General features: G+C 41.2%; 14 protein-coding genes. 12 read left to right on the top strand and 2 right to left on the bottom strand.

All coding sequences use genetic code 11. From position 1 onward, the window contains the following. Positions 1–21: 21 nt before the first annotated feature. Positions 22–4,404, bottom strand: a complete 4,383-nt coding sequence (gene cas9 / locus GS399_RS07735) for a type II CRISPR RNA-guided endonuclease Cas9 (protein ID WP_160844050.1) — start codon at positions 4,402–4,404, stop codon at positions 22–24. Positions 4,405–5,219: 815 nt separating this feature from the next. On the opposite strand from cas9, the gene GS399_RS07730 reads away from it, so the two are divergent. Next, positions 5,220–5,384, top strand: coding sequence for a hypothetical protein (locus GS399_RS07730; protein ID WP_237487901.1), 165 nt, complete (start codon positions 5,220–5,222; stop codon positions 5,382–5,384). 420 nt (positions 5,385–5,804) lie between these two features. Further along, on the top strand, positions 5,805–5,999 hold the full coding sequence (locus GS399_RS07725; protein ID WP_160844048.1) for a cold-shock protein: 195 nt from the start codon (positions 5,805–5,807) through the stop codon (positions 5,997–5,999). Between the two features lie 183 nt (positions 6,000–6,182). Here GS399_RS07725 and GS399_RS07720 read toward each other — a convergent pair whose 3' ends face one another. Further along, entirely contained in the window at positions 6,183–7,046 is an 864-nt protein-coding gene (locus tag GS399_RS07720) for an AraC family transcriptional regulator (RefSeq protein WP_160844047.1), read from the bottom strand. Between the two features lie 126 nt (positions 7,047–7,172). On the opposite strand from GS399_RS07720, the gene GS399_RS07715 reads away from it, so the two are divergent. The 10 genes from GS399_RS07715 to GS399_RS07670 all read left to right on the top strand — a co-directional run bounded on the left by GS399_RS07715 (position 7,173) and on the right by GS399_RS07670 (position 21,421). Next, positions 7,173–8,036: a phytanoyl-CoA dioxygenase family protein gene (locus GS399_RS07715; protein WP_160844046.1), complete on the top strand. Its 864-nt coding sequence runs from the start codon at positions 7,173–7,175 to the stop codon at positions 8,034–8,036. A gap of 6 nt (positions 8,037–8,042) precedes the next feature. After that, the gene (locus GS399_RS07710) at positions 8,043–8,948 is read left to right on the top strand and encodes a sugar phosphate isomerase/epimerase family protein (protein ID WP_160844045.1); all 906 of its coding nucleotides are present in this window, start codon (positions 8,043–8,045) and stop codon (positions 8,946–8,948) included. A 34-nt stretch (positions 8,949–8,982) separates the two neighbouring features. Beyond that, positions 8,983–10,179 carry a Gfo/Idh/MocA family protein gene (locus GS399_RS07705; RefSeq protein ID WP_160844044.1) on the top strand — a complete coding sequence of 399 codons (1,197 nt, stop codon included), beginning with the start codon at positions 8,983–8,985 and terminating at the stop codon, positions 10,177–10,179. Positions 10,180–10,195: 16 nt separating this feature from the next. Beyond that, the gene (locus GS399_RS07700) at positions 10,196–11,920 is read left to right on the top strand and encodes a GMC oxidoreductase (RefSeq protein ID WP_160844043.1); all 1,725 of its coding nucleotides are present in this window, start codon (positions 10,196–10,198) and stop codon (positions 11,918–11,920) included. A 710-nt stretch (positions 11,921–12,630) separates the two neighbouring features. Continuing rightward, entirely contained in the window at positions 12,631–13,932 is a 1,302-nt protein-coding gene (locus tag GS399_RS07695) for an ammonium transporter (protein ID WP_160844042.1), read from the top strand. 111 nt (positions 13,933–14,043) lie between these two features. Beyond that, entirely contained in the window at positions 14,044–15,372 is a 1,329-nt protein-coding gene (locus GS399_RS07690; protein ID WP_160844041.1) for a PQQ-dependent sugar dehydrogenase, read from the top strand. Between the two features lie 44 nt (positions 15,373–15,416). Continuing rightward, on the top strand, positions 15,417–17,474 hold the full coding sequence (locus tag GS399_RS07685; protein ID WP_160844040.1) for a TonB-dependent receptor: 2,058 nt from the start codon (positions 15,417–15,419) through the stop codon (positions 17,472–17,474). A gap of 93 nt (positions 17,475–17,567) precedes the next feature. After that, positions 17,568–18,548: a type I phosphomannose isomerase catalytic subunit gene (locus tag GS399_RS07680; protein WP_160844039.1), complete on the top strand. Its 981-nt coding sequence runs from the start codon at positions 17,568–17,570 to the stop codon at positions 18,546–18,548. A gap of 84 nt (positions 18,549–18,632) precedes the next feature. Continuing rightward, on the top strand, positions 18,633–19,754 hold the full coding sequence (locus tag GS399_RS07675) for a M42 family metallopeptidase (RefSeq protein ID WP_160844038.1): 1,122 nt from the start codon (positions 18,633–18,635) through the stop codon (positions 19,752–19,754). A gap of 131 nt (positions 19,755–19,885) precedes the next feature. Further along, the gene (locus tag GS399_RS07670; protein WP_160844037.1) at positions 19,886–21,421 is read left to right on the top strand and encodes a helicase HerA-like domain-containing protein; all 1,536 of its coding nucleotides are present in this window, start codon (positions 19,886–19,888) and stop codon (positions 21,419–21,421) included. The last annotated feature ends 27 nt before the right edge of the window (positions 21,422–21,448 follow it).

Below are 21,448 nucleotides of genomic sequence, written 5' to 3'. Positions count from 1 at the left end.
TAATTATAACTTCAATTTGAACTAATATTCTCCAACTTTGACAACTTCACCTAAGTGATTGAGGCGGACTTTAACAGCGCCTTCTAGATATGCTAAACTTTTTAATTGTTTATAGGCAATTCCATTAAGTTCATTTTTTTCTTCGACAGAGGTTTCGAGGTGATGCCTGAAAACATAGTCTCTTACCGCTGAATTTCCATAGGTTACTTTAGAAAGTTTTTGTGTTCTAAACAAATGTGGGCTAATAACTTTTGCATTTTTAGGGTTTAACAGATCGATCTCTTTAGGGTTAAAGCCAGTCTTGTCGTTCGGAAATACAAAAAATTCATTCTGTTTCATTGTAAACAGGAACTGCCATCCTAGTCCTCGATTGTAACTTTTGTCGATCACTGGCTCTCCAGTACTTACCAACTGAACCGCTTCAAAAAAAGACACTACATTGTCTTGTAAATTTCCCTTGTCATCTCTGTAAATTGCTACATGATGATTATTGCCTGTGCTCACAAAATCAACGGGAATTTCTTTGCCTTCCTTATCTAACATCGAGTTACCCAAATGATCTTTTTTGTGATGCAGTGGCTCGGCATTTTTGACACCACTTATTTTAACCCGTTTTATGGCAATTCCTTCCTTTTCGTTTAGCCAAACTGGGTTTTTATCTAAATCTGAAAATGCTTTTTTTGAATCTCCCTTGTTTGTGCGCAGTCTGTCCAGTAAAATTTCCTTTATTCCCTGGTCCAATATTTTCGATATAGCCTTTTCATCTTTGAAATTTTCTGGAGTTACATCCTTTCTTACAGAGTAGTCTTCCTCTAACCAAACTAATTTGATCTTTTCTGGAACTTGTTCCAATTGCGTGGCATCTAAATAAATTGGATTTTTACCAATGGCGTTTTTGCCGGTAAACGCTTTTTTAGGGTCATTACCATTTTCTGCTAATCGTTGGAAAAGCAGTTTTTTATAAGCGGGATTGCTTACCTTTTCAATGGTTGCTAAATCGAAATTGCCACCAATTCTCTCTTCCTTTGAAACGTAGTACTTATACTTGCCGTAAACGGTTTCTTTATGTAGCTGTCCTCTGGGGGTCAAGACAATTTGAGGATTGTCCTTGCCTGCAATTTGGTTCTTGTTTTTGCTGGTTACTTTGTTTTTAGGTTTGTGTGATACCAATACGTTTTCTAGATGATCTTTGGCTTGTTCTCTAAAATTGATAAGCGGAGATTTAAAAACTCGTTTTTTATTACCTTGATCATCATATTTCCAGTCGGTTTCTAATGTTTCAATACCTATGATATTGTTGTGCAACTTATGAGTTTCATCTTTTCGGGCATTTAGATAATTTAGGTACTGGATGTGATTATGTTTCGTGAAGGCAACCGTTAAGGCATCCATTGCATGGTGCCTGTGATCATTTCTTTTAGTCCAATCTACAATACGTTCTTTAAACGTGCCGTCTTTTTTCTCTACCATTTCAGTAAGGCCTAACTTTTTGAATTTATCGAAATTGAGTTCTTGCATAATGTTGATCAAATCCCAATCTTCACGCAATCGATCAGTAATACTGCCTGTTGTGGGCGTCACCACTCTGGATATCTCAAAAAGCATATTTCGGGTCTTTTTTGCTATGTATTGGCTGTTGCGTAAGTCTCTTTCAATAAAACCATCGCCAATTTCAATTTCTCTCTTTAAAAGTTTCTGATATTTGGCTTTGTTGATACCGGAACTTGCATCGTCTTTGCTTTTATTCCGTTGCTCAAAAAGGTTGGCGATTCTTTGCTGATATTCGATTGAGGCTAGCTCTCCATATTTTGAAAGGATGTAATCGAAAGCAGTTTTGTTTCCTTTATCTAAATTATCTCTTCTATAAATTACCGTTTTATTAGAAAAGCTATCGTCAAACAGCTTGGCTTGCGGGATGATGTGATCTATATCAATTTGCTTACTAAATAAAATCTCTCTGGGTATATAAGTATTTGTGTACAAATCCTTGTATCCGTTGTTCTTCAACTCATCAAATAGTTTAAAACGAATGATGTCACTTCGGGTTGGGTTCTTAATCCCAAATTCGTTTTGCAATAGTTTGAATATTTTATCGTGAGAAATTTTAGCGGAATTGATATTTGCTGTCATTTCACGTCGTTCCTCTGCATTTCTCTTTAAATCACGAGCCAATTCTATGCGAATCTCGTCAAAATGAAAAGCTTTGATAACAGTTCCGTTTTCATCCCTTTCACTGTTCTTGACTATTAAAGCATTTATCACGTTCACAACCTGATTTAATATTTTTTCTACTACAGGATTGCGCAAACTGTTCTTCTTTAACAGTTCCAACCTATCTTTCAAAGGTCTCTTAGCAATTTCCTCTTTAGTCAAAGAAGATGCTGAATGCCTGTAACCCGCTAATTCGCAAGCCGTGCTGTAATTATTTTCTTTAATGAATGGATAAATTTTACGGATTGCTTTAGTGCTTAAACTTCCATAGTCATCCAAAAAGGTAACACTGGCCAAAACTTTGGATTGTTCACGATTAAAGCCGAACTTTTTCTCCAGCAATTTGTAAAGTTTTTCATTACCGCTTGACGAATTATCGCCTTCATAAGCATATAACAAATGCCACAATTTATAAGACGGTTGTTGTTCGAAAAGTTTACCTTCCAGTTCTGCATCAAATTCCAGTATAGATGTATCAATTCCTAAACTGTCAAAAATATCGGAAACCATTTTTTTTATTTCTGTAGCCGGAGTGTCAAGGTCGTTTAATTCTATCTCATCCCTGTTGATTTTAATTTTCAACAATTCTTTCAAGTCGTAGCCTTCATTTTCAATGATTTTTAGGTAGGCATTATATAACGATTGGTTGGTCTTGTTTCCCTCCAATTGAGAAAAATTCATTTCCCAATCAGCAGGTTTGTAGCCAAGCAACTCAATTATTTTCGATGAAGGCAGATTTCCTTTTAGGTTTAACTCGATAAATAAATCTTGTTTGGTATCGTGGTCTAAAACGAAGATTTCTTCTTCTGACTGGAATAATTCACCTTGTGCATCGGTATTTTTAGCAACTCTTTTTTTGCTTCCTTTTTTACGAATCAATACGTCATTTAAACGTTGCAAAATCTTAAATTCCTGGAAAAGATGAGAAGATTTAGGTATGACTTTTAACCCTACGGTTTGCTTAATCTGTTGCCCATTTCGGTCAATTGCTATTTCTTTGCTTTCAAACTCACAAAAACTAATTAATCCCTTCTGAGATTTTAATTTGCGTTGATAGAAAATAGTGATATCACGAACCTCGGTTTTCAATTCTGCTGTTAACTCTGGGTGATGCTTAGCTTGTTCTTTCCAAATAGCTTCAAATTCGTCCAAATAATCTTGACGGTAGAAGACCTGATTTTTAAGTTTGGTATGTGGATTTTTTTGTAATTGACGATATAAATATTGTCCAACGGTTTCTTGCTTAAAATAAAGTTCCTTGCTTCTGTCTGATATTGCACCTAAATAACCGCTTGAATTATTAAGATTGTTGTTGATTTCCGCTATCACATAAGCAACTTCTTCTTTTTCTAACTGCCTGGAAACAGCGTCGCTTCTCAATTGGTAGGCTTGTAATTTCTTTTCTTCCCTCGATTTAGCCTTATTTTCAGCTGTATTGAATTGATAGCAAATCCAAAACAAACCCGCAGTTGCTCTCTGACCTTTGCCTTCTAATTCTTTTTTAAATTCGTTTGTAAGTATTTCCGGATAAAATTGATTTTGATAACTCCATACTTTATCAAATTCTGCCAGTAAATCAGAGCGGTAAAAATCTGGAATGGTCTTTTTACCTTCTCTTAATAGGTTCAGTACTAATTGCCCCGCAGTCAAACCGTCCTCGTATAACCTCTTTGCAATAGCCATTCCGTCAATTGCTTGGCCTTCGTCTTCATTCTTCGCTTTGCGACTGCTTTTATAACCACGTTTTTTATTAATAGCTAAAAATACCCTTGCTAATTCATCTTTCTCAATTTTTGAAACAACTGCTTTGGCTCTCAGTGCAAAAGTAGAATGCGTGGTGTTTTTCCCATCTTCTGCCAGTTTGGTTTCGTGTGTAATAATGTTAGCATTGAACAGGGTGTTGATTAAATTGCTTCTTCTATCCTGATATCGATCTAATGTTCGTCTGGCACCGCGTTTCAAGGTTCTACCAGCATTCGGCGATAGGCCTTTACCCGATGCAAAATCTTGTTCAGGGTTTTTAGACTCACTAACCTTTCCTGATTTATCAATTTTAACGAAGTTGTCATATTGAATGATTCGTACCCCAATTTGCCTAATTTCCGATTGCGATATGTCTTTTTCGTTTTCTATTACGTGGGCAAAGCCAATCGACGTTGTGCCGAGATCTAATCCAAGAATGTTTTTTAACATTTGATTGCCTTTTTTATTGTTTCAGAATTAATATCATTTATTTGGAGGTATCTTAAATAAATACCTATGTTTGTTTTGAAAGCAAATCACAATAAGGATTATTCCGTTGTGAAAACATTTAGCGCCTCGCCTATCTGCGGGGCATTTTTATTTTTTCCATATCTGCGTTGCAATCAATTTTACAAATGATACTCCTGATGGTGCATACTTTTCAGGTAAATCTTTGACCGTCCTCGAAGCACATTTTTCACCAGCCAGTGCTGTAATTGGTAGTTTTTAAAGATGTAAAATTTAGAATTAAGTTTATGTTTAAAAACACCCTTTTTACTCCGTGTAAAACACCCCTTTTTATACAGGTGTTTTTCTGCAAAATCTCCTAAGAGTCTAATTTCGGTCCCTTTTCTACGAGGCTTCTTCATGCTACCTGCGAGGGACCTTGTTCGGCAAAAGTACCTTCCAGCCCATAGATAGCACGATGTCGACCGAATGAAGACACTTTGAGGACACAATAAGTATCGCTATAAGGTCGCTCAAAGTACGCTACAAGGTCGCTGTAATGTCGCTGTAATTTAAAATATCTTGAGTTTTGAAACAGCAGGAAATTGCTATTTTTAGTCGGATGATCTAAAATACGCATTATTCTGTAAATGGCAAGAAAAAAAGCAGCACGAACGGCAACAGGTGATATTATTGTCGACAGTCGTTCTTACGGGACCCATACCCGTAAACCAAGGGGAACTTAAAAGGCTGTTGAGATCAATGATGCCTTTAAGGCAAGCGCTGCAAACCTAGTTAAAGCCAACAAAGCGGCGGCCTTGTTGAAAATGGAAATCGGCCAGGTTCGCCACGACTTTGGCGGCGGTTTATTGTGGCAGCGCATGCTGTCGGTATTCCGGGCTCACTATAAAAATAACGAAGCTCCGAACCTGCAGGGCTTCCGGCGTTTTGAGATACACAAGGTTATCCGCTTAGCCGGCTGATAACGGCAAATCATAAAAATACTTTTATCGAAAACGGATCTATTAAGGTAATGCTGGAACTAAGTACGCCCAGATTCAAGCGTAAATTCGTGGATGGCTACAGGATCGGGCTGATCGCTTTCTTTGCCGATTTTGAAGAAGAGAAAACAGCCAGTGTTGTTGAATGGACACCCAGATTCTGTTCCAGGTCACGACTAAATTCAGGTTTAATCTGCAATCGCTAAATCTAAATAAATCAGGAATTGATTACACATTTCGTTCGAGATTGGATTCGCTATTATTTGTTGAATTTTCAGAGCCTCTGTTGAATTTGGTATCCTAACGAATGTCATTTAATTTACCTATTGCTTAAACTATTTCGCAATCGTGCTCATTAGCCGATTATTATACCGACCTTGCCCGCTCATTAAAAAATATATAATGCAAAAAGAAGGAACAGTGAAATTTTTCAACAGCCAAAAAGGTTTTGGATTCATTTCACAAAATGACAATGCGAGCGAAATATTCGTTCATGCTACAGGACTTATCGATGAGATCCGTGACAACGATCAGGTAAGCTATAATGTAGAAGAAGGCCGTAAGGGTCTTAATGCGATCAATGTTAAAGTAATCTAATAAATCACCATACAGTTATCGTAAAGCACCTGCCCCACCGGCAGGTGCTTTTTGTTTATTAAGCCTTTCGGTACTGCCTGTTTCAGGTCACTTTAAATCACTTCGACTCCGAACAGTGCTACAACGGCAATCGTATCTGCATGCTAGCATAAGCAATGCTGTTATTCAACTTGCTATATCTGATTATCCGTGGTAATGCTTCCTGAAATTTAACGGGCTTGAATGATAATGCGCTTTAAACTGCCGGTTGAAATTTGACAAATTAGTGAAGCCGCATTCGAGGCTTATATCAATTATGCTTTTTTGTGTTTCGATCAATAGCTTTGAAGCGTGGTTTAATCTGACCTCGTTTACAAAACTGGTAAATGTTTTACGGGTGCGCTGACTGAAATACCTGGAAAATGAATTATCTGCCATACTGGCTATATCCGCTACCTCAGAAATAGTGATCTCCTTATGAAAATTATTAATTACGTGATCAATTACTTTGTTCATACGGACGGACTCTAATTGATTTTTTCCAACGACGGGGTTATTTGAAACAGATCGTAATTCTTTACTGTCTGCCAGAATATTTAAAATTTCAAGCAGTTTCAGCCAGCGTGAAAAACCAGCTATACTTGTTAGTTCAAACATTTTTTCGCTGATAATCCGATTTGTTTCGCCGTAAATATCAAAGCCTTGTCCCGAGCTTAATAAAAGTTGATTTATTTTTTTTGCTTCCGGAAGGTTAATAAAGTCATTTCCGAAAGAAGATTCCTTAAAATGAACAACGATGGATTTCGCCCGTAATTTTGATCCCGGCTCATAATATTCCGGATCGTTCCTATACAGATGGGGAAGAAAAGGTCCGATTAATGCCAAATCACCTTCTCTGAAATCACTGATCTGATCGCCGATAAAACGTTTTCCTGAACTCTCGGTAACAAGCACCAATTCATATTCGGGATGGAAATGCCAGGGCGTTGGATAATAGTGATAATCGAAAAACCGGGTTACAAAAGATTCGTCCGAACTTCGTGGCAGATATTCTAACACCGGCTTCATTGCACAATGATACGGTTTACGGCTGTTTGTTTAAAATAATGTTAGAAAAGTATCAGTTCCTGCCAGTTAACAAGTAGTTTAAAACCTGCCTGACATATTACCTTAGTTCTAACAAAAACCAATTATATGTCAGGCTTTAAATTATCTGCAGATCAGGTCGAACTGTATCATCAGCAAGGTTATGTAGTCGTAAAAAACTTTTGCAGTGCGCAAGAAATTGATAAGTTGTACGCTACAGCTTTAGATGATAGTGCCATGAAAAATAATGCGCTGGATCTTAACGATCAGAGCGGTAAAAAAACAAAGCTATCGTTATGGTTTACTCCGGGAAACGATGTTTTCGGTTATCTGACTCGAAGTGAAAAAATGGTTAATTCGGTGCAGCAATTACTTGGCGATAAAGCAAAGGTGTGTCACTTTCATTCCAAGTTGATGCAGAAAGAACCCAAAGTTGGCGGCGCTTGGGAATGGCACCAGGATTATGGTTACTGGTATAAAAATCAGTTCATGTTTCCCGATGAGCTTTTAAGTGTCATGATTGCCTTAACCCCTGCTTATAAGGAAAACGGATGTTTGCAGGTTATTAAAAATTCACATAAAATCGGCCGGGTAAACCATGGTTTCAGCGGCGAACAGGTTGGTGCGGATATGCAAATGGTCGATAATGCATTGAAAACTATGGAGCTGGTTTATTCTGAACTGGAGCCGGGCGACGCGCTATTTTTTCATAGCAACCTGCTGCATCGTTCTGAGGCTAATCTTTCAGATCATCCGAGATGGTCCATTATTTCCTGCTATAGCCTGCAATCAAACCTTGCGTACAACGAAACTTCAACTTCATGGCACACACCTGTTAATGTTGTTCCTGATGAAGCCATTCTGGAATGGGAATCTGAATCGTTATCAAATGCCGATTTTCTTAAAAAGGAAAATGATCCGGCTTTGAAAGAAACTGGCTGGGAGCAGGAAGTTAATAACGAAAATAGTTAACCAGTTATGAATCGCAGACGTTTTATAACTACCACGGGTTTTATTGCGGGTAATGTTTTATTAAGTAATGAAATTGTCAAAGCTGCAAATTTTCTGTCCAAATCTAGGAAAGTAAAGATCAGCGGGCACATCTGGGTGTATGCAAGTAAGTTTCCACCTGAATGGGATTCAACACCTGTAATTGAGCAGGCCTTCTCTGACTTTCAATATGCAGGTTTGGACGGGTTGGAGTTGATGGAGGTAAATTTGCGCCACGATGACGCCGTAAGTCGTTTAAGTGAACTGGCTGAGAAATATAAAGTTCCTGTTACCGGTACCTCTTATAACGGAGCGATGTGGAACAGCTCGAAACATTCGGAAATTTTGGATGATGTAGCGCTTGTTGTTGATCGTTTACACCAATTAAAGGGAAGCACTTTTGGTGTATCGGTAGGCGATGCTCAACGCTTAAAAACCGAAAAAGAGTTAGATGCTCAGGCCGACCTGCTTCTAAAGTTGATAAAAATTTGCGAGGATCATGGAGTTATTCTGAATCTCCATAATCACACTTACGAAGTGGTGAACGGCATGCACGATCTGAAGGGAACTTTGGCCCGTATCCCGGATATTAAACTAGGCCCTGATTTAAACTGGCTGGTTAGGGGTGGAGTTGATCCGGTCGAATTTATAAACACATACGGCAAGCAGATAGTTTATATGCACATCCGTGATCAAACTGCTGATGGCAAGTGGACAGAAACAGTGGGGACTGGAACCATCGATTTTAAGGCGATTGCCAAAGCATTAAACGAACAAAACTACAAAGGCAGAGCGGCCGTTGAGCTTGCATTTGACTCACCGCCTGTTAATCCGATTAAAGAAGATTGGAAAAACAGTCTTCAATATGTTAAAAATACTTTCGGTTGGGCGTAATGAGCGCAATCGACTTTTAAACCAATTATAACCAATGAAAATAGCCATACTTGGATCGGGTTTTATTGCCCGGTTTTATGCAGATTCTTTGCTCGGCCAGCGCCGGAAAGACACAGTAATGTTAGTATATTCCAGAACCGAAGAGCGTGCCAAAACATTCGCATCGGATTATAACATACCTCACTACAGCACAAACCTGGAAGAAGCCTTAAGTCATCCTGACGTTGACGTGGTAATCATCGCTCTGTCTAACGATCTCCATTTGCAGGCCGTACAGGCTTGTGCGAAAGCTCAAAAACATATTCTGTGTACCAAGCCGCTGGGCCGTACCGCCGCAGAAGCAAAACAAATGCTGCAACTGGTTGATGAAGCGGGAATCATGGGTGGCTACCTCGAAGATCTTTGTTACTCACCCAAATTTTTAAAATCGCTGCAAAGTATTAAGAACGGCAGCCTGGGAAGAATTTTATGGGCGAAATCACGGGAAGCACACCCGGGTCCCCACAGCAACTGGTTCTGGAATAAGGAACTCTCTGGAGGCGGCGCTATTGTCGATTTAGGTTGTCATTGTATTGAGATTGCAAGGAACTATATAGGTAAAAATGTAAAACCGGTTGAGGTAATGTGCTGGGCGGCAACGCAGGTACATCCGATTGAAGCGGAAGATAACGCCATCGGCCTGGTGAAGTACGAAAACGGGGCGATAGGACAGTTTGAGGTTAGCTGGTGTTTCAGGGGTGGAATGGATCTGCGCGATGAAGTGCAGGGAACAGAAGGCTCCATTTGGATAAACAACTTTTTGCGGACAGGTTTCGAAATGTTCAGTTCAGGGAAAGGCGGCTACGTGGCCGAAAAAGCAGAAACCAGCAACGGCTGGCTTTTCCCGGTAGGCGATGAAGTACACGAACTGGGATATACCAATATGTTTACGGATATGTTTGATGCGATTGAACAGGGCCGCCAACCCCAGGAAAATTTTTACGACGGATACATCGTAAACGCCGTAATTGATGCGGCTTACGCATCGGCTAAATCCGGGCGCTGGGAAAAAATTCAGCTGGATGTTTGGCGTGGAGAAGAGGAAATAACTCAGGCTACGTTGCTGACCAGCTTTGATGACCATCACTATTTGATCAAGGACGAAATTTTGCCTTCAGGAGCCAAAGTTCTTATCCTGAAGGACAAAGTTTCAGGAGAAATAAGTCGCAAAACCATCGCCGCCAATATTTAACAACTAACCCTATAACATGGCAGACAATAAAGCACCGGCATCCGTGAACATAAACAGCAAAGGTAAAGATGAACATAGTTACGATGCTATTGTAATCGGTTCTGGTATTTCAGGCGGATGGGCGGCTAAGGAACTGTGTGAAAAGGGCTTGAAAACCCTGGTCCTGGAACGTGGGCGCGATGTGGAGCATATAAAAGATTATCCTACCGCGACCATGCCGCCCTGGGAATTTAAACATCGGGGCGAACTGGCCTTAAATATTCACCAAAAGAATCCGATCGCTTCCCGCTGTTATGCTTTCAATGAAGAAACACAGCACTTTTTCGTAAAAGACGATGAGCATCCATACTTGCAAACCAAGCCGTTCGACTGGATACGTGGTTACCAGGTTGGCGGTAAGTCGTTGCTTTGGGCGCGATGGACCCAGCGCTGGAGCGACCTGGATTTTGAAGCGAACGCCAAGGATGGTGTTGGTGTCGACTGGCCAATCCGTTATAAAGATATAGCGCCTTGGTATAGCTATGCGGAAAAATTTGCCGGCATAAGTGGTAACCGTGATGGCCTGCCCCAGGTGCCTGATGGCGAATTTTTGCCGCCAATGGAAATGAATATTTTAGAAAAACATTTCAAAAGCAGCATTGAGAAAAATTATCCCGGCAGGAACCTGATCATATCGCGTACGGCCAATCTTTCGAAAGGCATCAATGGCCGCGGGCCGTGTCAGTACCGGAATTTGTGTTACCGCGGTTGTCCATTTGGTGGATACTTCAGCAGTAATTCTGCAACACTTCCCGCCGCTGCAGCGACAGGTAATTTTACTTTGCGGCCTTTTTCAGTGGTCCATTCTATTATTTATGATGAGAAAAGTCAAAGGGCAACGGGCGTGCGTGTGATCGATACCAATACATTTCACGCAACGGAATACTTTGCAAAAATCATTTTTGTTAACGCCAGCACCATCAATTCCACGTTGATACTTTTGAATTCTACGTCTTCTCGTTTTCCTAACGGGTTAGGAAACGACAGCGGTGCATTGGGGCATTACCTGATGGATCACAATTACCGCGGACGGCTGTATGGCGAACATCCGGGTTTTAAAGATTCGTATTATTACGGACGCCGGCCAACAGGTGTTTACCTGCCACGTTTCAGGAATTTAAACGATTCAGGTAAAGAAAATTTTTTGCGTGGCTATGCTTTCGCCGGAAGTGGATCGAGATCACAGGGTGACGTGCCTGATGGTGTTGGTATTGGAAAAGATTTCAAAGAAAGTTTAACCGAACCGGGCCTCTGGCAAATGAATATGAACGGGATGGGAGAATGTCTCCCTGACGTGAATAACAAAGTGAGCCTGGATGCAAATAATAAAGACAAATGGGGCATTCCACTGTTAAACATCGATTGTAAATACGGGGATAACGAAATCAGGATGACTAAGGATATTTTGGAAACCGGCGCCGAGATGCTCGAAAAAGCCGGATTCAAAAATGTCACCCAATTTAACACCGAGCAAGCCCCTGGTTTGGCAATTCACGAAATGGGAACCGCCCGGATGGGTAAAGATCCCAGGACATCAGTGTTGAATGCTCATAACCAGGTTTGGAACGCACCCAACGTTTTTGTAACGGATGGGGCTTGCATGACTTCAAGCGCCTGCCAAAACCCATCATTAACTTATATGGCTTTAACTGCCAGGGCAGCCGATTATGCGGTAAGGGAATTGAAGAACGGAAATATTTAAATTAATTGTATGAGAATTAGCGACGGTCTTAAGCGGGTTGCTGTATCTACAATGTATAATTCCCGGCAGAGGCACGGGTTCGGAAGGATCCAGGATTTAGTCCATCCACATGACAATCCCTTGATCCTGGTGACGGCTATGCTTTGTCTTTTTCCAGATTTAGAAAAGCGACGAATCATAATGGCTGTGGTGTAACGATCGCCCCGCATTGGATGATTTTATCAAGAAAACAAGTATCTCCCGATGTCTCTAACCAAGCTGATTTAGCTGTTCTGAAAAACCAACAAATAATTTAGTAAGTAAACATCACGTAAACGATTAAGGTATCAATGCACTTACGAGTGACCTTGCTTTAAAATGTAATGATGAACCGATCTTATTTATTAGGATTCTGCAGTAAATGCTTGTATTGTGATAGTATTTTATCTTAATTTGTCAAATTGTATGAAAAATTCACATTTTACCTTTTTGATTTATGATAAAATTAAAATTTATTGCAAAAAAATTATGAATTACTCAAAATAACATGCATATTTAGTCCATGCTTCCAAATTCACTAGTTTATAAGGATTGAAAATTGATTTTGGGTGATATTTAGGTGTATTTCGCTTGAGTTCACAAACGTTTTGCGTTAAATCATGCTGAATTTCGGAAAAGTAATAGAAACTGGAAAATTAATGCTTAATAATCAAATCTAAACTAAACAAACAATGAAAAAAGTGTTACCCTTTGCGCTGCTAATTGTAGTGCTGATTCTCGCCTTCATGTACCCTTCGGTAGAGGTAGTTACAGTTAAAGATGTTACTATAGACACCGGCGACACGGCCTGGCTTTTGGTGTCAACAGCTTTGGTTCTCTTAATGACGCCTGGTCTTGCCTTCTTTTACGGTGGTATGGTACGAAAGAAGAATGTAATCTCTACGATGCTTCAAAGTTTTGTCTGTATGGGACTTATCACTATTCTATGGATAGTGTTTGGCTTCAGCCTTGCTTTTGGTGAAGATAAAGGCGGAATAATAGGTGATCCTTCAACCTTTTTCATGATGAAGGGCATGCTCGGTAATGCAACCTGGTCGTTAATGCCAACCGTACCATTGGTTTTGTTTGCGATGTTCCAGCTGAAATTCGCTGTAATTACGCCGGCTTTGATTACTGGGGCTTTTGCTGAGCGTATCCGTTTTAATTCATACCTGATTTTTATAACATTATTCATGATCTGCATTTATGCCCCGTTAGCACACGCTACCTGGCATCCCGATGGTTTAATGTTTAAAGCAGGTGTTTTGGATTTTGCAGGAGGAACAGTCGTTCACATGTCGGCTGGATGGGCGGCGCTTGCTTCAGCATTGTATCTGAAGAAACGTACCGATCCTCAGCACACACCAGCGCGTGTAAGCTACGTTATTCTTGGAACAGGCTTGCTTTGGTTTGGCTGGTTCGGATTTAATGCTGGTTCGGCAGGCGGAGCAAACGCGTTGGCTGCTACGGCTTTAGCTACAACAACAACAGCGTCGGCTGCTGCAGCGATTTCATGGATATTCTTTGATATGTTACGTGGTAAAAAACCATCAGCGATTGGCGCCTGTGTCGGAGCTGTAGTTGGCTTGGTTGCAGTTACGCCTGCTGCAGGTTTCATAACAGTACCTCACTCTTTGGCAGTGGGTATTATCGCTGCAGTAGTTAGTAACCTGGTAGTGATCTGGCGTTCACGTACTAACGTAGACGATACCCTGGATGTATTTCCTTGTCATGGCGTTGGAGGTATGGTAGGGATGCTTCTAACCGGTATTTTTGCAACTAAAAACGTAAATAGTGCGGCTTCGGAAGGATTGTATTATGGCGAAACCCATTTATTCCTTGTGCATCTTGCTGCGCTGGTTGGCGTATCGTTATTTGCATTTGTCGGATCATTTATACTTCTTAAAGTAACAGATCTTATCAGTCCGCTTCGGGTTTCTCCTGAAGAAGAAGCTGCCGGTTTGGATTTAACCCAGCACGACGAAGAGTTGTAATAAAATTTCTAAATCAAACCTTAAACTTAAAAGAGCCTTCGGGCTCTTTTTTTGTGATTGATTTTTTACAAACACAGTCTGTTTCGCGGTGTTGTTCGTTAAACTAAGCTTATGAAAAAAATATCGCAACTTGCACTCTTTGGGATATTAACGGCCGGCTTGCTCGCCTGTAATCAGCAGGAAAAAAAGAAAGGTAAAGGGACCGGGGGAACGGTAAAAACGAGCTCGAACCAGGATGTTAATCTGCCGGATCCCGATACCACGAAATCTCATACAAAATTCAGCAAAGTCATTGGCTGGCCATCGGGTAAAACACCGGTTGCTCCGGAGGGTTTTACGGTTACAAAATTTGCCGACGGTATGAAAAGTCCGCGAAATATCTATGTAGCTCCAAACGGCGATATACTGGTTGCACTTTCGAATTCTGAAAGGAAGGGTGTTGAAAAAATTGCGGGCGAAATTTCAGGAAAGGTCAAAGCTGAAGTAGCAGGGGCGAGTGCTAATACCATCGTTTTGTTTCGCGACACAAATAATGACGGCAAACCGGAAATTCGCGAGACGTTTTTAACAGGCCTGGATCAGCCTTACGGTATGCTGATCATTGAAAATAAATTTTATGTAGCTAATACCAACGGCTTATTGGTTTACGATTATAAACCCGGCCAAACCAAAATTATAGGTACCGGCAAAACAATTTTAGCGCTTCCTGCAGGTGGTTACAATAATCACTGGACACGTAACCTGATTGCTAATGAAGATTACTCGAAAGTTTATGTTACGGTAGGTTCCGCAAGTAACGTTGCAGAGAACGGTATAGAAAACGAAAAACGGCGGGCAAATATCCTCCAGGTCAATCCCGATGGGTCGGGCGAAAAAATTTATGCCAGCGGGCTGCGAAATCCGGTAGGAATGGCTTGGGAACCTGTTACAAAAAAGCTTTGGACGGCTGTAAATGAACGTGATAATCTGGGTGATGATTTGGTCCCTGATTATATAACAAGCGTTAAGGAAGGCGCTTTTTATGGCTGGCCTTATTCTTATTACGGACAGCATGAAGATCCGCGCCGCAAAGGTGAAAATCCGGACCTGGTTAAAAAGGCGATCGTTCCGGATTTAGCAGTTGGTGCGCATACGGCCTCACTAGGACTTGTGTTTTATACCGGCGACAAGTTTCCCGAAAAATACAAGGGCGGTGCATTCATCGGTCAGCACGGATCATGGAACCGTTCCGAACTATCCGGTTATAAAGTTGCTTTCGTTCCTTTTAAAGACGGAAAGCCTTCTGGTGCACTGGAAGATTTTTTAACTGGTTTTATTGCAGCTAAAGGCAGTGGCGAAGTTTATGGCCGGCCGGTGGGCGTTGCAATAACGCCGCAGGGCGATTTGCTGGTGGCGGACGATGTCAGCAGTACAATATGGCGTGTCAGCGCAACCAAATAAACTTTTCCCGCGATGTTAGCGGGATTTTTTGTTTCTTCAATTTGATGAAAATTTATCTTGCGACTTTTGCCTTATTGCTTCCATGCATTCTTGCGGCTCAAACAAAAAGCGATTCGGTACAAAGGTTGGATGAGGTGGTTATTAAGGCCTATTTTGCTGATCAGCCTGTTTTAAAATCGCCGGCCTCTGCTTCAGTTATCGATTCGAAGCAGCTTTCATTGCAGCAAAGTACTTCGCTGGTATCTGCTATTAATACAGCGCCAGGTGTTCGGATGGAAGAACGATCGCCGGGAAGTTACCGGCTTTCGATACGTGGCAGTTTACTGCGTTCGCCCTTTGGGGTTAGAAACCTGAAAGTGTACATGGACGGCTTGCCAATTACGGACGCCGGCGGCAATACATACATAAACCTGCTGGATGCAGGAAACCTTGGGCGGCTGGAAATACTAAAGGGTCCGGAAGCCAGTGTCTTCGGGGCAAATTCAGGTGGTGTTGTACTTATTGACCCCGTATCATCTAAAGATAGCGCTAGGGTTTTAGCGGATATCAGCGGAGGATCTTACGGCTTATTTCACGAAACAGCCGGAATACAGAAATTATGGAAAAATTATTCGCTGAACATAAACCAGGCATTTCAGCGGTCGGATGGTTACCGGGAGAACAGTGCCTTAAACCGGAATTATATTCAGACAAACCAAAAATATCAATATTCTTCATCCGGCAATCTGAAGCTCATTGCGTTTTATTCTGATCTTCAATATGAGACCCCCGGGGGATTAACAAAAGCGCAAATGGATATGGATCCACGATCAGCCCGTCCCGCGACAGCCACGCTACCCGGCGCCGCTGATCAGCATGCAGCAATCTATAACAAGACATTTTTTGGCGGCCTGACTAATGAAACCAGTTTATTCAAAGATGCGCGATTCGTTTTATCTGTTTTCGGTTCGACAACTGATTTCAAAAATCCATTTATCACTAATTATGAAAAAAGGCGGGAATGGACTTTGGGGCTTCGTACATATGCCGAGTGGAACCATGTTGCAGCAAACTCGTCCTGGAAATTTAACCTGGGATATGAATCATCACAAACAGGTTCGGATATTTCCAACTTTAACAATGATCATGGCCAGCCAGCTGCTGAGCAGTCATCAGATTACCTTAAAGCCTTCCAAAGCTTTGCTTTTTCACATCTGAGCTATCAGAGCGGTCGCTTATTTGCCGAAGCTGCATTAAGTCTTAATTTTTATAAATATTACTACAAAAGCTACTTTCCAACTGTTATTTCTCAGCAGTCAATTAAGTTTGACGAACAGCTGATGCCGAGACTAGCATTATCTTACCAAGTTTTACAGGGCTTTGCATGGCGGGCTTCGGCCAGCCGTGGTTATAGTCCGCCAACACTGGCCGAAATACGGTCGTCGAACAATGTTATTAATACGTCGCTTCAACCTGAAAATGGCTGGAACTATGAAACGGGTTTCAGACTGCAAAGCTTTTCAAACAGGCTTTGGCTGGATGCTGTAGTTTTTAATTATCAGCTTCATGATGCTATTGTCCGCAGATTAAATGATCAGGATCAGGAGTATTTTGTCAATGCCGGCGGAACCAATCAATGGGGATTGGAAACTCAGTTAAATTTCTGGTTGGTGCGGCCGAATAAACGTCATATCGTAAGAGGAGTTCAATTAAATAACAGTTATACGCTGAGCTATTTTAAATTTAAGAACTATCAGAACGCTGAACAGAATTATTCCGGAAACGCGTTAACCGGAGTTCCGAAAAACATTGTCGTAAGCAGTGTGTCTGTCCAGTTTCCTGCAAGACTGCAGCTTTTTATACAGCATAATTATACATCGAAATTGCCGCTGAATGATGCTAACTCGGCATTCGCGAATTCATATAACCTAGTACAGGCAAAGTTAAATTGGGCTCATGCGCTTAAAAATAACATGCTGGAATTTTATGTAGGGGCAGATAATTTGTTAAATGAAACTTATAGTTTAGGTAATGATCTGAACGCTGTAGGAAACCGTTATTTTAATCCATCGCCGTTGAGGAATTATTATGCCGGAATTTCCTGTCATTTCTCGAATAAGTAATTTAATTCAAAAAAAATGCCAGAACAATGCCCGTTGATCGCCGTTAATTGTCCAGTTTATTTAATTTCGTATCCAATCAAATACTAACAAAACATGTCAACACTGTATCCCTTCAAATTTAAAACCATTTATAAAGACAAAATCTGGGGCGGCGATAAGGTCAATACATACCTCCATAAAAATTTTTCGCCTTTACCGAATTGCGGCGAAACCTGGGAAATATCCGGAGTAAAATCAGATGTTTCGGTTGTTGAAAATGGTGACTTAAAAGGCAAAAGTTTAGCCGATATCGTTGAAGAATACCGGGGGGAACTGGTTGGAGATAAAGTTTACGCACATTTTGGAAATACATTTCCCTTACTGGTGAAGTTTATCGATGCCAATGATGACCTTTCAATTCAGGTTCATCCGAATGACGAGCTCGCAAAAAAACGCCATAATTCATTTGGGAAAACCGAAATGTGGTACGTCATTCAGGCGGATCCCGGTTCGACGTTAATTGCAGGATTTAATCAAAAGGTAGACGAAAAGATCTATCTTGAAAAGTTGAACAACGGCCAGCTTATGGATATCTTAAACCGCGAAGATGTCAATGCCGGCGATGTGTTCTTTTTACCGGCAGGACGTGTTCATACAATCGGTAAAGGCTTGTTGATCGCTGAAATTCAGCAAACATCAGATATTACCTACCGGATTTATGACTTCGACCGTGTAGATGATCATGGAAACAAGCGGGAACTTCATACCGAAGAAGCCTTGGCGGCACTTGACTACAACGTATATCCGGATTATAAAACGGTATATACCCCCGCTGTTAATGAAGCTGTAAATGTTGCCCGCTGCCAGTATTTTACAACGAACGTTCTGCAATTTACCCAACCCACTAACCGGGATTATTCCGCCTTCGATTCGTTTGTTATCCATGTTTGCGTAGAAGGAGCTTATACGCTGACGAGCAATGACCAAAGTATAGAAGTGAAAATGGGCGATTGTATCTTAATCCCCGCCACTGAAAATTATGTCGAGCTGCAAACTCAAACCGGGTTCAAGATACTCGAAAGCTATATTGAGTAATTAAGGTTTTAAAATTAATCTGACAAAAAAGTTAAACAAATACGGCATATTTGGAGCCTGCTGTAACATTAATGTTTCTAACACATGGCGAAAAAGAAAGAAGAAAAACAAGAAATTATTAACGAAATAAAACCGGTTGTAACAGAAAATTCGGTAAAATTTTTAGAAAAATATATCAATAATCCATCTCCTACCGGTTTTGAGTGGGAGGGTCAAAAGCTTTGGCTGGAATACATAAAGCCATACGTAGACGAGCATTATGTCGATAATTATGGTACCGCGGTTGCAGTGCTTAATCCGCAGGCTGAATATAAGGTGGTTATCGAGGCACATGCTGATGAAATATCCTGGTACGTAAATTATATCTCAAAGGATGGGTTGATTTATGTGATCCGTAATGGTGGTTCCGATCATCAGATTGCACCTTCCAAGCGCGTAAATATTCATACCGATAAAGGAATTGTAAAAGCTGTTTTCGGGTGGCCGGCAATCCATACACGCCATGGTGAAAAAGAAGAAGGTCCTACACTCAAGAATATTTTCCTGGATTGCGGCTGCGTCACCAAGGAGGAAGTTGAGGCGCTGGGAGTTCATGTTGGTAGCGTGATAACCTACGAAGATGAGTTCATCATACTTAACGACCGTTATTATGTTGGCCGGGCGCTTGACAATCGCATTGGTGGTTTTATGATTGCTGAGGTAGCCCGGCTGCTTAAAGAGAATAATAAAACTTTGCCCTTCGGTTTATACATTGTTAATGCTGTGCAGGAAGAAATTGGTTTGCGGGGTGCCGAAATGATTGCCCACAGGATTAAGCCGAATGTTGCAATTGTTACCGATGTTACGCACGATACACAAACGCCAATGATTAATAAAATGGTGCAGGGTGATTTGTCATGCGGCAAAGGACCGGTTGTGTCGTATGCGCCGGCTGTTCAAACCAATTTGAATAAATTATTAATTAAGGCTGCTGAAGAGGCAAATATTCCATTCCAGCGCCAGGCATCATCCCGGTCAACAGGTACCGATACCGATGCTTTCGCTTATTCAAATGATGGTGTGGTTTCCGCGCTGATATCGCTTCCGTTGCGATATATGCATACTACCGTCGAAATGATTCACAAGGATGACGTAGATAATGTAATCAGGTTGATTTACGAATCGCTGTTACGCATTACGCCAGGATATGAGTTTAGAAATATTTAAGTGATAAAATATTGAGCTGATATTAGCGTTATAGAAACTCATTGAACCCAATAATGGGGCGGTCGTACAATACGGTCGCCCCATTGTGCTTTAAGGGATATTATGTAATTTCATTGTATCAATAAATTCTTATGAGCAGATCTGCCGATTTTACCGAAAAAGTTAAACAGTCGTACAACACACAAGGCGCATATATTTACCTGGGCGCCGGAATGTTGGACGGTCAAATCATCGCCGATGCAGAAGTAAATCTTCCGCTTCGAATGATGAACCGTCATGGCCTGATAGCAGGCGCAACCGGAACGGGTAAAACAAGAACACTTCAGTTAATTGCCGAACAGCTTTCGGACGCGGGAGTTCCCGTTTTTATGCTCGATGTAAAAGGTGATTTATCGGGCTTAAATAAGGCAGGGGAAACTAATGCTAAAATAGATGAACGGGCACGTGATCTGAACAAACCTTTTTCTCCGACAGGTTTTCCGGTCGAACTTTACTCGCTGTCCGGAAAGTTAGGTTCGCAGATGAGAGCAACGGTGTTTGAATTCGGTCCGGTGCTCCTGTCAAAAATATTGGAGCTTAATGAAACACAAAGCGGCGTTATGTCAGTGGTTTTTAAATATGCCGACGATAATAAAATGCCATTGGTAGATCTTGAAGATCTGAAAAAGACTGTATCTTATCTCGCGGAAGGACCGGGAGCAGCGGAGATCAAGGAGAGCTATGGCTCAATCTCTTCAGCAACTTCAGGTACAATACTTCGCAAAATTGTAGCAATAGAGCAGCAGGGATTAGCGAAAATATTCGGAGAAACTTCTTTTGACATTCATGATCTTTTTGATAAGGTAGACGGGAAAGGCGTGATCAGCTTACTCAATATTTCGGACGTGCAAAGCCAGACGGCGATGTATTCCACCTTTCTTTTAAGCTTAATTGTCGAAATTTTCAATTCAATGCCAGAGGCGGGCGATCTCGATAAGCCCAAGCTTGTGTTCTTTTTCGATGAAGCGCATTTGTTGTTTAAAGATTCACCGAAAGCTTTCCTGGAGCAAATAGAGACAATCATTAAACTTATCCGGTCAAAAGGCATTGGAATATTTTTCTGTACACAAGCTCCCACCGATGTTCCGGCAAGTGTACTCGCCCAGCTCGGAAACCGTGTCCAGCATGCTTTACGTGCGTTTACTCCAAATGATGCAGAAGCGTTAAAAAAAACGGTAAGCACCTATCCGAAATCCGAATTTTACGAAATCGATAAAGTTCTCACATCGCTGGGAACCGGCCAGGCGTTAATAACGGTGCTAAGTGAAAAGGGAAGCCCTACAGAAGTGGTTGCAACGCATTTAACTCCGCCTCGCTCGGTGATGGGGCCGCTTCCTGTTGCGGAATACGATCAGCTTGTGCAATCAAGTAATTTGTTTGCTAAGTATAAAGACACGGTAAACCCTGTAAGTGCTTATGAACTGCTGACTGACCGTGTTAATAAAAAGATGGCAGAAGATGAGCAGGCAAAAGCGGTTGTGGAACAGCAAAAGGCCGAGCAAAAACAAACTAAACAGGTTAAAGGAGTATTTGAACAAGTGATCAATGCGCCGATAACCCGGCAAATCGGGCGGGAAATTGTTCGCGGCTTGTTCGGAATGCTTACCGGTAAAAAAAGTAGGTTTTAAAAAAATAACGGTAGGAAGTTATCTAGC

This window comes from Hufsiella arboris (assembly GCF_009834875.1).
GTDB lineage: Bacteria > Bacteroidota > Bacteroidia > Sphingobacteriales > Sphingobacteriaceae > Hufsiella_A > Hufsiella_A arboris.
This window is presented reverse-complemented; position numbering and strand designations above follow the sequence as displayed.

Excerpts from the sequence above, each read along its gene's own strand:
- GS399_RS07680 (WP_160844039.1), top strand. The coding sequence starts at position 17,568 with ATGTCAACACTGTATCCCTTCAAATTTAAAACCATTTATAAAGACAAA.
- GS399_RS07710 (WP_160844045.1), top strand. The coding sequence starts at position 8,043 with ATGAATCGCAGACGTTTTATAACTACCACGGGTTTTATTGCGGGTAAT.
- GS399_RS07690 (WP_160844041.1), top strand. The coding sequence starts at position 14,044 with ATGAAAAAAATATCGCAACTTGCACTCTTTGGGATATTAACGGCCGGC.
- GS399_RS07715 (WP_160844046.1), top strand. The coding sequence starts at position 7,173 with ATGTCAGGCTTTAAATTATCTGCAGATCAGGTCGAACTGTATCATCAG.
- GS399_RS07695 (WP_160844042.1), top strand. The coding sequence starts at position 12,631 with ATGAAAAAAGTGTTACCCTTTGCGCTGCTAATTGTAGTGCTGATTCTC.
- GS399_RS07720 (WP_160844047.1), bottom strand. The coding sequence starts at position 7,046 with ATGAAGCCGGTGTTAGAATATCTGCCACGAAGTTCGGACGAATCTTTT.
- GS399_RS07705 (WP_160844044.1), top strand. The coding sequence starts at position 8,983 with ATGAAAATAGCCATACTTGGATCGGGTTTTATTGCCCGGTTTTATGCA.
- cas9 (WP_160844050.1), bottom strand. The coding sequence starts at position 4,404 with ATGTTAAAAAACATTCTTGGATTAGATCTCGGCACAACGTCGATTGGC.
- GS399_RS07670 (WP_160844037.1), top strand. The coding sequence starts at position 19,886 with ATGAGCAGATCTGCCGATTTTACCGAAAAAGTTAAACAGTCGTACAAC.
- GS399_RS07700 (WP_160844043.1), top strand. The coding sequence starts at position 10,196 with ATGGCAGACAATAAAGCACCGGCATCCGTGAACATAAACAGCAAAGGT.
- GS399_RS07725 (WP_160844048.1), top strand. The coding sequence starts at position 5,805 with ATGCAAAAAGAAGGAACAGTGAAATTTTTCAACAGCCAAAAAGGTTTT.
- GS399_RS07685 (WP_160844040.1), top strand. The coding sequence starts at position 15,417 with ATGAAAATTTATCTTGCGACTTTTGCCTTATTGCTTCCATGCATTCTT.
- GS399_RS07675 (WP_160844038.1), top strand. The coding sequence starts at position 18,633 with ATGGCGAAAAAGAAAGAAGAAAAACAAGAAATTATTAACGAAATAAAA.